The sequence below is a fragment of the Herbaspirillum sp. genome (assembly GCF_035644555.1).
GTDB lineage: Bacteria > Pseudomonadota > Gammaproteobacteria > Burkholderiales > Burkholderiaceae_D > Herbaspirillum.
In genome coordinates, this window is the sequence record NZ_DASQOH010000028.1 from 15,530 (window position 1) to 27,636 (window position 12,107).

The following is a 12,107-nucleotide window of genomic DNA, read 5'->3' on the forward strand; positions in this document are numbered from 1 at the left end:
AAGGGGAACTCTAATGAGCATGAAGAAAATGTTTTCCGGCGCGCTGGCCATTGGCGCGCTGCTGTTTGCAGTAGGTTTTACTGCCCCGGCCCAGGCGCAGGACGCGCCCAAGCCTGAAGCCGCGGCCACCGCCGCTGCTCCGGCCGCTGCCGCTCCGGCTGCACCCAAGGCTGAAGCTGCCGCTCCTGCCGCTGCTGCTCCTGCCGCCCCGGCGGCCGCTGCCGCCGCACCCGCACCGGTGCCCAACAAGGGCGATACCGCCTGGATGCTGGTCTGCACCGCCTTCGTCATCCTCATGACCCTGCCGGGCCTGGGCCTGTTCTACGGCGGCCTGGTGCGCAGCAAGAACATGCTGTCGGTGCTGATGCAGTGCTTCATGATCTTCTCGCTGATCTACATCCTGTGGTTCGTGTACGGCTACAGCATCGCGTTCACCGAGGGCGGCGCATTCTTCGGCGGCTTCGATCGACTGTTCCTGCATGGTCTCACGGGTGATTCCAACACCGGCACCTTCAGCAAGGGCGTGGTTATCCCCGAACTGGTCTTCGTGGCCTTCCAAGGTGCGTTTGCGGCCATCACCGTGGCGCTGATCATCGGTTCCTTCGCAGAACGCGTGAAGTTCTCCGCCGTGATCCTGTTCTCGATCCTGTGGTTCACCTTCTCCTACCTGCCGATGGCCCACATGGTCTGGTTCTGGCCGGGTCCGGACGCCTTCACCGATGCTGCTGCCGCTGAAAAGGCGACTGCGATCTCGGGCTGGCTGTTCCAGAAGGGCGCGCTGGATTACGCCGGCGGCACCGTGGTGCACATCAATGCCGCTATCGCTGGCCTGGTCGGTTCCTATGTGATCGGCAAGCGTATCGGTTTCGGCAAGGAAGCCTTCAAGCCGCATAGCCTGACCCTGACCATGGTCGGTGCCTCGCTGCTGTGGTTCGGCTGGTTCGGCTTCAACGCCGGCTCCGGTCTGGAAGCCAACGGTGGCGCTGCCCTGGCCTTCGTCAACACCATCCTGGCAACTGCTGCTGCCGTGCTGTCCTGGAGCTTCGGCGAATGGATCGGCAAGGGCAAGCCCTCCATGCTGGGTGCTGCTTCGGGTGCTGTCGCCGGTCTGGTGGCGATCACCCCGGCGGCCGGCTTCGTGGGCGTCATCGGCGCCGTGGTCATGGGCCTGATCGCTGGTCTGCTGTGCCTGTGGGGCGTGAGCGGCCTGAAGAAGCTGCTGGGTTCGGACGACGCGCTGGACGTGTTCGGCGTGCACGGCGTGGGCGGCATCCTGGGTGCCATCCTGACCGGTGTGTTCGCTGCACCGAGCCTGGGCGGCACCGGCATCTACGACTACGTTGCCAATGCCGTGGCACCGGACTACTCCATCGGCGGCCAGGTCTGGATCCAGTTCCAGGGCGTGCTGACCACTGTGGTGCTGTCGGGTGTGGTTTCCTTCATCGCCTACAAGATCGTCGACGTCGTCATCGGTCTGCGTGTGACCGAAGAGGAAGAACGCGAAGGCCTGGATATTTCCAGCCACGGCGAATCGGCCTATCACTAAGCATCAGCTGTAACGAGTCTGCAGTATTCCTTCGGGGCTGGAAACGGCCTCTTTATAAGGCGCCTTCGGGCGCCTTTTTTCATTTTCCGGCCGGCAGGAAGAGACCTGTAGTGAAGATTTCTTCGCGGCAATGCGGTGAGTGATGCGCTTTTGCCTCGTCACGCAATAATTCCCGACTATTTGACTCGGGCTCTTTAAAATTCCTTCATCATCGCCATGTGCATAGTCCCAGCCACGCCCTTGCAGCGACCGTGGCCGGTCCGGGGCGTGGCTGAAATGGCAACAGCGCGGCCCAGCGGCCTATACCGCGTCGCAACACGGATGCAGGAATCCGCTAAAATCGTCACTCGCTGCCGGCATTTACATCTCGTTAAGGTTTTTTATGGTCCCGCATCTCGTCACCGCTCTGAATGGTCCCCTGCTGGAGCTGGAGAAGAAAATCCTGGGCGCCACGCCGGCCATCGAACGCTGGTTCCGCATGGAGTGGCAGGAACACACGCCGCCGTTCTATTGCTCGGTCGATCTGCGCAACGCCGGCTTCAAGCTGGCGCCGGTCGATACCAACCTGTTCCCGGGCGGCTTCAACAACCTGTCGCCGGAGATGCTGCCGCTGGCGGTGCAGGCGGCCATGGCCGCCATCGAGAAATACTGTCCGGACGCGCGCAACCTGCTGCTGATCCCGGAAAACCAGCCCGGCAATACCTTCTACCTGCAAAACATCGGCCGGCTGATGCAGATCTTCCGCCAGACCGGCCTGAACGTGCGCCTGGGGACCCTGGCGCCGGGGGTGACCAAGCCGCAGCACATGGAGCTGCCCGACGGCACCCAGATCACCCTGGAGCCGCTGGAGCGCTCGGCCAATGGTCGTCGCCTGGGGCTGAAGAACTTCGATCCCTGTACGGTGCTGCTCAACAACGACCTGTCCATCGGCATTCCATCGGTGCTGGAGGGCCTGCATGAGCAGAGCGTGCTGCCGCCGCTGCATGCCGGCTGGGCCATGCGCCGCAAGAGCAATCACTTCGCTGCCTATGATGAGGTGGTGAAGAAGTTTTCCAAGATGGTGGAAGTCGATCCCTGGATGCTCAATCCGCTCTTCACCAAGGTCAGCGACATCGATTTCCAGGAAAATACCGGTACCGACGCACTGGCCGACAGCGTGTCTTCGCTGCTGTCGAAGATCCGCAAGAAGTACAAGGAATACGGCATCAAGGAACAACCCTTCGTCTTCATCAAGGCCAATGCCGGTACCTACGGCATGGGCATCATGACGGTCAAGGATGCCAGCGAGATCAAGGACCTCAACCGCAAGCAGCGCACCGGCATGCTGGCCGGCAAGGAAGGGCTGGAAGTGTCGGAAGTGATCGTGCAGGAAGGCGTGCACTCCTTCGAGCGCATCAACCAGGCCGTGGCCGAGCCGGTGGTCTACATGATCGACCGTTACGTGGTGGGTGGTTTCTATCGCGTACATGCCGACCGTGGCGTGAACGAGAACCTCAATGCGCCCGGCGCGCATTTCGTGCCGCTGGCCTTCGCCCAGCAGCACGCCCTGCCGGACATGCACGCCAAGCCGGGGACGGCCGCGCCCAACCGTTTCTACATGTATGGCGTGGTGGCGCGACTGGCGCTGCTGGCGGCATCGGTGGAGATGGAAAAGACCGATCCCAACCCGGAAGTTTATTAATATCGGGCCTGCGCCAGGCCCAACAGGACACCCGTCTCATGAAAATCGCTTTCCTCGCCGATCCTCTGGATACGTTCAAGACGTACAAGGATTCCACCTTTGCCATGATGCGCGAAGCCGCGCGGCGTGGTCATGCCATCTATGCCTTCGAACAGGGCGACCTGGTGCTGGAAAGCGGGCTGGTGACCGCCAATGCCTTCAAGGTGACGCTGACCGGCGATGCCGACGACTGGTACCGGGCCGACAAGCCGGCGTCCTGTTTCCTCTCCGAGTTCGATGCGGTGATCGTGCGCAAGGATCCGCCCTTCGACATGGAGTACATCTACACCACCTACCTGCTGGAGCTGGCCGAGAAGCAGGGCGCGCGCGTGTTCAACAAGCCGGCGGCCATCCGCAGTCACAACGAGAAGCTGGCCATCGCCCAGTTCCCGCAATACACCGCGCCGACCCTGGTCACGCGCGATGCCAAGCGCCTGCGCGATTTCCACGGTGAGCACCAGGACGTGATCCTCAAGCCCCTGGACGGCATGGGTGGCATGGGCATCTTCCGGGTCAAGGCCGACGGCATGAACCTGGGCTCCATCATCGAGACCCTGACCGACAATGGTCAACGCACGATCATGGCGCAGCGTTTCATTCCTCAGATCAGCGCAGGCGACAAGCGCATCCTGTTGATCGGCGGCAAGGTGGTGCCCAATGTGCTGGCACGCATTCCGCAGGGCAACGAGGTGCGCGGCAACCTGGCCGCTGGGGGGCTGGGCAAGGCACAACCGGCATCGGCGCGGGATATCGAGATCGGCGAGGCGCTCGGTCCTATCCTGTATGAACGTGGCCTGTTGCTGGTAGGATTGGACGCCATCGGCGACTATCTCACCGAGATCAACGTGACCAGCCCGACCTGCTTCCAGGAAATCACCCAGCAGACCGGGTTCGATGTGGCGGCCATGTTCGTGGACGCGCTGGAGGCCGCCGCAGGGGCAGCAGAAACAACAGGGTCGATCAGATAATGGGATCGGCAGAGCATGACGGGCTGCTCGGGGAAAAGCGCGTCGCATCAGATGGCAACAATTCCATGGTTGGTATTCTTCTCTTGACGCACGCCCCGCTGGGGCAAGCTTTCCTGGCCGCCGCCACGCACGTCTTCCGCGGCCGTCCCGAACGGATGGAGGCGATCGACGTGATCGCCGACCAGAATCCGGCGGAAGTCCAGAAACTCGCGATCGAGGCGGTCGGTCGCCTCGACGACGGCAGCGGCGTGCTGGTCATCACCGATGTCATGGGCGGTACGCCCTCCAACTGTACGGGCTTCCTGTGTGGTCTGGGCAACGTCCAGGTGATTGCCGGTATCAGCCTGCCGATGCTGCTGCGGGCTCTGACCTATCGCAATGACACGCTGGATGTGGTGGTTGAAATGGCGCTGGCAGGGGGCCAGAATGGTGCGGTGCGGATCGATAATCGCATCCGCGTGGCGGCGTCGGCCTGATCCATTTTCCTTGCGTCACGGACTGCCGCGCGCCAGCAAGATAATAACGAAAGCGGAACATGATTCAAAAAGAACTCGAAATCGTCAACAAGCTCGGCCTGCACGCGCGCGCCTCGGCCAAGTTCACCCAGCTGGCCGGCAAGTTCAAGTGCGAAGTCTGGCTCACCTTCAACAAGCGCCGCGTCAATGCCAAGTCCATCATGGGCGTGATGATGCTGGCCGCCGGCAAGGGCAGCATGGTGACTCTGGAAACCAATGGCGCCGACGAGCAGGAATGCTTCACGGCGCTTGAAGCGCTGATCGCCGACAAGTTCGGCGAAGGCCAGTAAGCTGCTCCCACCGCGCCTGCGGTTTTGCGCCGCAACATCGCGGCGCGGCTGGAATGCTTCTTGCGATGTGGCAAGCGGTCGCGCGGAATAGGCGTGACCTGAAACAATGTTCACCCCCGCTGCCTGTGATCACTGTCTCCCCGCGACGTTGTTGCCTGCAATTGCCAAACCGCTATTTGTTCGGTAACTTGCTCCAGGCTACCGCGCGCTGGCAACACGGCGGACTATAAGAACACAGGCAGGAGATACGCGATGGCTTCTTTCAGCTTACATGGAATCGCGGTGTCGCAAGGCATCGCCATCGGACGCGCGCACTTGATGGCGCCGGCCGCGTTGGACGTCAAGCACTACCTGATCGCGCCCGACCAGGTCGAGGCCGAGATCGCGCGCCTCAAGAGCGCCGTCAAGGCGGTGCACCAGGAACTGCATACCATCCGCTCCGAATTGCCCAAGGATGCGCCCCCCGAGCTGGGCGCTTTCATCGATGTGCACTCGCTGATCCTGTCGGACCCGATGCTGGCCGAAGTGCCGCAGGACATCATCCGTCACCGCTACTACAACGCCGAATGGGCGCTGGTGACCCAGATCGAGGAATTGTCGGCGCAGTTCGACGAGATCGAAGACCCCTACCTGCGCGAGCGCAAGGCCGACATCCAGCAGGTCGGCGAGCGCATTCTCAAGATATTGACCGGCAGCGCCAGCCACCTGCCACCCAGCGGCGAAGCGGCCGCCAACATCATCGTGGTGGCCCACGACATCTCGCCGGCCGATATGCTGCAGTTCCGCGAAAGTGCCTTCGCCGGCTTCGTCACTGACCTGGGCGGGCCCAATTCGCATACCGCCATCGTCGCCCGCAGCCTGGCCATTCCGGCCGCGGTGGGCATGCATAACGCCTCGGTGCTGGTCAAGCACGACGACGTGCTGATCATCGATGGCGACGCCGGCGTGGTCATCGTCGATCCCTCGCCGCTGGTGCTGGCGCAGTACCGTGCCCGCCAGGAGCGCCTGCTGCGCGAGCGCAAGAAGCTCTCGCGCCTGAAGAAGACCCCGGCCATTACCCAGGATGGCGAACCCGTCACGCTGCTGGCCAACATTGAACTGCCGGGCGACGCCGCGCCGGCCTTCGAGGCGGGGGCCATGGGCATCGGTCTGTTCCGCTCCGAGTTCCTGTTCATGGGGCGCGCCGGGCATCTGGAGAAATTCCCGTCCGAGGATGAACAGTGCGAGTCATACAAGCAGGTCGTCATCGCCATGAAGGGGCGGCCGGTCACCATCCGTACGCTCGACGTGGGTGCCGACAAGCCGCTGGACGAGGATGAGGAAACCGCCCTGAACCCGGCCCTGGGTCTGCGCGCCATCCGTTATTGCCTGTCCGAGCCGCAGATGTTCCTCACGCAGCTGCGCGCCATCCTGCGTGCTTCCGCGTATGGGCCGATCAAGCTGCTCATCCCGATGATGGCGCATGCCTTCGAGATCGACCAGACCCTGACGATGATCGAGCAGGCCAAACAGCAGCTGCGCGATCGCAAGCAGAAGTTCGATGAGGACATCCCGGTGGGCGCCATGATCGAGATTCCGGCGGCGGCACTGGCACTGCCCCTGTTCATCAAGCGCCTGGACTTCCTTTCCATCGGCACCAACGATCTGATCCAGTACACGCTGGCCATCGACCGCGTCGACCACGAAGTGGCGCATCTCTATGACCCGCTGCATCCGGCAGTGCTGTTCCTGCTCTCGACGGTGATCGCCCAGGGACGCAAGGCCGGTATTCCGGTCTCGGTCTGTGGTGAAATGGCGGGCGACCTGAAATGGACGCGCCTGTTGCTGGGCATGGGCCTGCTGGAATTTTCCATGCATCCCTCGCAGATCCTGTCGGTGAAGAACGAGATCCTCAACAGCGACCTGCGTCTGCTGGAACCACAGGTCAAGAAGGTCTTGCGCGCCTCCGAACCGTCCGCCATCAGCGCGGCCATGGCGCAACTGCAGGCCCTGCACGCAGAAGTGCCGGCGGTCGAAGCCAAGGTGGCAAGGCGACGCTGAGCTGCGCCGCGCTGGCCGGGCAGCGTCGTTTGACGGGCCTGCCCGACTTGGGTATTCTTACGCCACTGCGCCGATTTGAACGGTTTGACCAACTTCAGCTTGCGGGCGCCGGGATCCTGATCCCATCTAAATGCGGCTAAAGCGAGCTTGGATCAGCAGTTCTTCCCAAGACCAGCCCCAGCCCCATCGATGAGTGAGCCCGCAAGCATTGCTTCCGGGCTTTTTTGTTGCCCGTGACCAGTGCTCCGAAGACGGGCTCCAGCTCATTGCGGCGAAGCGACCGCCAGCCCTGATCCCCAAGGATCGCCTGGCGCCGAGTCACTTACGCAGAAACATCATGTCGATCGGAATCGTATCGCCCCAGGTCATGCATTTCGACCAGCCCCTGCCGCTACAGAGCGGCGCCGCGCTGGCCGATTATTCGCTGACCTATGAAACCTACGGCACCCTCAATGCCGACAAATCCAATGCCGTGCTGGTGTGCCACGCGCTCAACGCGTCCCACCATGTGGCCGGCGTCTATGCCGACGACCCCGACAACGTCGGCTGGTGGGACAACATGGTCGGCCCGGGCAAGTCGCTCGATACCGACCGCTTCTTCGTCATCGGCGTGAACAACCTGGGGTCCTGTTTCGGCTCCACCGGCCCCATGCACCCCAATCCGGCCACCGGCCAGCCCTATGGCGCCGATTTTCCGGTGGTGACGGTGGAAGACTGGGTCAATGCCCAGGCACGCCTGGCGGACCGTCTGGGCATTGATTGCTTTGCCGCCGTCATGGGCGGCTCGCTGGGCGGCATGCAGGCGCTGGCCTGGAGCATGATGTACCCGGATCGCCTGCGTCATTGCCTGGTGATCGCCTCTACCCCCAAGCTGTCGGCCCAGAACATTGCCTTCAACGACGTGGCGCGTCAGGCCATCCTGACCGATCCGCAATACCATGGCGGCGATTTCTATGCGCATGGCGTGGTACCCAAGAACGGTCTGCGGGTGGCGCGCATGGTGGGTCACATCACCTACCTGTCGGATGACGACATGGCCGAGAAATTCGGCCGCGACCTGCGCTCCGGCCAGTACCAGTTCGGCTACGGCGTGGACTTCGAGATCGAGTCCTACCTGCGTTACCAGGGCGACAAGTTTTCTACCTACTTCGACGCCAATACCTACCTGCTGATCACCAAGGCGCTGGACTACTTCGACCCGGCGCGTGAATTCGGCGGCGACCTGGCCAAGGCCTTCGCCCGCACACGGGCCAGGTTCCTGCTGGTGTCCTTCACCACCGACTGGCGTTTTTCGCCGGAACGCAGCCGCGAGATGGTGCAGGCGCTAGTGGCCAACAAGCGCCGCGTGAGCTATGCGGAAATCGACGCGCCGCACGGGCATGATGCTTTCCTGCTCGACGATGCGCGCTACATGAAGGTGGTGCGCGAATACTACGCCAGCATCTGGACCGAACTGCAGCAGGAGGGCCGCGCATGACTTTCGAACAATTGAGCGCGTTGCGCCCCGATCTGGCCTTCATCGCCCACTGGGTGCGCGAGAAGTCGCAGGTGCTGGACCTGGGCTGTGGCGATGGCGTGATGCTGGATTATTTGCAGACCGACAAGGGCTGTTCCGGCTATGGGGTGGAGATCGATGACGCGCAGATTCCCAAGTGCGTGGCGCGCGACGTCTCGGTGATCCAGCAGGACTTGAATGGCGGCCTGGCCATGTTCGAGGACAATGCCTTCGATACCGTGCTGTGCCTGTCGGCGCTGCAGATGGTCAAGGACGTGGAAGGCACGTTGCGCGAGATCGCCCGGGTCGGGCGCGAGGTGACGGTGTCCTTCCCCAATTTCGCCTACTGGCCGCACCGGGTGGCGCTCTTGCGGGGGCGCATGCCGGTCTCCAGAAGCCTTCCCTACCAGTGGTATGATACGCCGAACCTGCGCTGCGCCACGATCAGGGACTTCGAGGCGCTGGCCAACCAGGTCGGGCTGGAAGTGCTGGAGTGCGTGGCCTTGAAGGACGGCAAGCCGGTACGCTACCTGCCCAACTGGCGCGGCAGCCTGGCTGTGTTCAGGTTGCGCAAGAAATAAGCGACAAACTTCACATGCCCCGCAGACGCCGGTCCGGCAGCGCCCCATCGCTGGCCTCCGGCGTTTTTTCTTTCATATCCCGCGTTTTTCGAGCCGACCCGCCCATGACTGCACCCGCCGCTTCCTGGCACCAATACCTGAACCGGCGCATGCTGATCTGCGTCTTCCTCGGCTTCACTTCCGGCCTTCCGCTGTTCATCCTCTTGAGCCTGCTGCAGGCCTGGCTGGCCAAGTCGGGCCTGAACGTGAAGACCCTCGGGTTGTTCGCGCTGGTGATGTTTCCCTACACCTGGAAGTTCGTCTGGTCGCCGCTGATGGACCGCTTCCACTTCGGTGGCATGGGCCGGCGACGCGGGTGGATGGTGTTCACGCAGCTGCTGCTGTTCCTCGCCATCGGCGGCATGGGCATGCTGGACCCGCTGACCGATGTCAGCACGATCGCCTTCATGGCCTCGGTGGTGGCCTTCCTCTCGGCCAGCCAGGACATCGCCATCGACGCCTACCGGCGTGAAATCCTGCCCGAGGCTGAACTGGGCCTGGGCAGCGCCATCCACGTCAACGCCTACAAGCTCTCCGGCATGGTGCCGGGTGCGCTCTCGCTGGTGCTGGCCGACCAGATGCCGTGGTCCACTGTGTTCTGGATCACCGCCGCCTTCATGCTGCCGGGCCTGCTGTGCTCGCTGCTGGTGAAGGAGCCCAAGGTCTATGGGACGCCGCCCAAGAGCCTCTATGAAGCCGTGGTGCTGCCTTTCCGCGAATTCATCGCCCGTGGCGGCTGGGGCAATGCGCTCTGGGTGCTGGGCTTCATCTTCCTCTACAAGCTGGGCGACAGCATGGCCACGGCGCTGGCCACCAAGTTCTACATCGACCTGGGCTTCTCGATGACCGAGATCGGTGTGGTTTCCAAGACCACCAGCCTGTGGGCCAGCGTGGCCGGCGGCATCATCGGTGGCATCTGGATGGTGCGGCTGGGCATCAATCGGGGTCTGTGGGTGTTTGGCGTGCTGCAGGCGGTGCCTATCCTGGGCTTTGCCTGGCTGGCCCACGTCGGCGCCAGCCTGCCGGTGCTGGCCGTGGTGATCGGACTGGAGGCCTTCGGCGTCGGCCTGGGCACCACGGCCTTCGTCGCCTATATCATGCGCGAGACCGATCCACGCTATACCGCCACCCAGTTTGCGCTGTTCACCAGTTTGATGGCCGTACCCCGGACTTTCGTCAATTCTTCGGTCGGTTACATCGTCGCCGACACCGGCTGGTTAAATTTTTTTCTGATTTGCTTCGTTCTGGCCTTGCCTGGAATGCTGATGTTGCCTAGAATTGCGCCCTGGAATGAAAAGCCGGTTGAGTCGCAGACACAAAAAGCCTGAAGATTCGAAAAAACGTCGCGGGTCGTTCCTCTGAGCAATATCCGGCAGTCGATGAAATATTTGGCCCTGAAGCGAAAATATAGTTGACAGTCCAGAGATGTTCCTCTATAGTTTTGAGTTCCCTGCACGGAGAGGTGGCCGAGTGGTTAATGGCAGCAGACTGTAAATCTGCCCTCTTACGAGTACGCTGGTTCGAATCCAGCCCTCTCCACCATTAGGCCGGGAGTCAAAGCAGTCCTGCAGTACATACGCGATCGAAAGACGCGGCGGTTGTGAAGTGAAAGTTGTTTCCTCGCGGGTGTAGCTCAATGGTAGAGCTGAAGCCTTCCAAGCTTAAGACGAGGGTTCGATTCCCTTCACCCGCTCCAAGTTTTGGTCCGGTTGCATGTTTGGTTGTTGTGCAGTCGGAAAAATGCCCTTGTAGCTCAGTGGTAGAGCACTCCCTTGGTAAGGGAGAGGCCACGTGTTCAATCCACGTCAAGGGCACCAGTTTCTCGTCGTATCGCTGACAAGTCAGTAATCAGTCGGGCGTGTTGCCTGGACATTCTCATCAAATTTAGGAGTCTAAGATGGCAAAAGGCAAGTTTGAACGGACCAAGCCGCACGTGAACGTCGGCACCATCGGTCACGTTGACCACGGCAAGACCACCCTGACCGCTGCAATCGCAACCGTTCTGTCGAAGAAGTTCGGCGGCGAAGCGAAGGCATACGACCAGATCGACGCAGCGCCTGAAGAAAAGGCGCGCGGCATCACCATCAACACCGCGCACGTCGAGTACGAAACCGCCAACCGCCACTACGCACACGTTGACTGCCCAGGCCATGCTGACTATGTGAAGAACATGATCACCGGCGCTGCGCAGATGGACGGCGCGATCCTGGTGTGCTCGGCCGCTGACGGCCCGATGCCCCAGACCCGTGAACACATCCTGCTGTCGCGTCAGGTCGGCGTTCCCTACATCATCGTCTTCCTGAACAAGGCTGACATGGTGGACGACGAAGAGCTGCTGGAACTGGTGGAAATGGAAGTCCGTGAACTGCTGTCGAAGTACGAGTTCCCTGGCGACGACCTGCCCATCGTGAAGGGTTCGGCCAAGCTGGCGCTGGAAGGCGACACCGGTCCCCTGGGCGAGCAAGCGATCATGGCCCTGGCTGAAGCGCTGGACACCTACATCCCGACCCCGGAACGTGCTGTTGACGGTACCTTCCTGATGCCGGTGGAAGACGTGTTCTCGATCTCGGGTCGTGGCACCGTGGTGACCGGTCGCGTTGAGCGCGGCATCATCAAGGTCGGCGAAGAAATCGAAATCGTCGGTATCGCCGACACCCAGAAGACCACCTGCACCGGCGTGGAAATGTTCCGCAAGCTGCTGGACCAAGGTCAGGCTGGCGACAACGTTGGCGTGCTGCTGCGTGGTACCAAGCGCGAAGACGTGCAGCGTGGCCAGGTTCTGGCCAAGCCGGGTTCGATCAAGCCGCACAAGCACTTCACCGGCGAGATCTATGTTCTGTCGAAGGATGAAGGCGGCCGTCACACCCCGTTCTTCAACAACTACCGTCCGCAGTTCTACTTCCGTACCACTGA

10 protein-coding genes and 3 tRNA genes are annotated in these 12,107 nt (G+C 61.9%); all 13 read left to right on the forward strand.

The features are described 5' to 3' along the window. Window positions 1-13 precede the first annotated feature (13 nt). A complete protein-coding gene (locus tag VE092_RS08015; protein WP_324875563.1) occupies window positions 14-1,546 on the forward strand; it encodes an ammonium transporter in 1,533 nt (510 codons plus the stop codon). A 382-nt stretch (window positions 1,547-1,928) separates the two neighbouring features. Beyond that, window positions 1,929-3,227, forward strand: coding sequence for a glutamate--cysteine ligase (gene gshA, locus VE092_RS08020; RefSeq protein ID WP_324875565.1), 1,299 nt, complete (start codon window positions 1,929-1,931; stop codon window positions 3,225-3,227). 38 nt (window positions 3,228-3,265) lie between these two features. Beyond that, window positions 3,266-4,234, forward strand: coding sequence for a glutathione synthase (gshB, locus tag VE092_RS08025; RefSeq protein WP_324875568.1), 969 nt, complete (start codon window positions 3,266-3,268; stop codon window positions 4,232-4,234). Continuing rightward, a complete protein-coding gene (locus VE092_RS08030; RefSeq protein ID WP_324875570.1) occupies window positions 4,234-4,710 on the forward strand; it encodes a PTS fructose transporter subunit IIA in 477 nt (158 codons plus the stop codon). Before gshB ends, VE092_RS08030 begins: the two co-directional genes overlap by 1 nt. Window positions 4,711-4,769: 59 nt before the next feature. Further along, a complete protein-coding gene (locus VE092_RS08035) occupies window positions 4,770-5,039 on the forward strand; it encodes an HPr family phosphocarrier protein (RefSeq protein WP_006713306.1) in 270 nt (89 codons plus the stop codon). 252 nt (window positions 5,040-5,291) lie between these two features. Further along, window positions 5,292-7,079, forward strand: a complete 1,788-nt coding sequence (ptsP, locus tag VE092_RS08040; RefSeq protein ID WP_324875573.1) for a phosphoenolpyruvate--protein phosphotransferase — start codon at window positions 5,292-5,294, stop codon at window positions 7,077-7,079. A gap of 337 nt (window positions 7,080-7,416) precedes the next feature. Further along, window positions 7,417-8,556, forward strand: coding sequence for a homoserine O-succinyltransferase MetX (gene metX, locus VE092_RS08045; protein WP_102664098.1), 1,140 nt, complete (start codon window positions 7,417-7,419; stop codon window positions 8,554-8,556). Then, complete coding sequence (metW, locus tag VE092_RS08050) at window positions 8,553-9,155, forward strand: methionine biosynthesis protein MetW (RefSeq protein WP_006713312.1); 603 nt, start codon at window positions 8,553-8,555, stop codon at window positions 9,153-9,155. Before metX ends, metW begins: the two co-directional genes overlap by 4 nt. 104 nt (window positions 9,156-9,259) lie before the next feature. Further along, window positions 9,260-10,522, forward strand: a complete 1,263-nt coding sequence (locus VE092_RS08055; RefSeq protein WP_077234961.1) for an AmpG family muropeptide MFS transporter — start codon at window positions 9,260-9,262, stop codon at window positions 10,520-10,522. A gap of 128 nt (window positions 10,523-10,650) precedes the next feature. Continuing rightward, window positions 10,651-10,736 (forward strand) — tRNA-Tyr (locus VE092_RS08060). An 80-nt stretch (window positions 10,737-10,816) separates the two neighbouring features. Next, window positions 10,817-10,890, forward strand: a tRNA-Gly gene (locus VE092_RS08065). A 46-nt stretch (window positions 10,891-10,936) separates the two neighbouring features. Then, window positions 10,937-11,011, forward strand: a tRNA-Thr gene (locus VE092_RS08070). A gap of 80 nt (window positions 11,012-11,091) precedes the next feature. Beyond that, window positions 11,092-12,107, forward strand: a 1,016-nt coding sequence (gene tuf / locus VE092_RS08075; protein WP_324875578.1) for an elongation factor Tu, incomplete at its 3' end; no start/stop codon positions are given.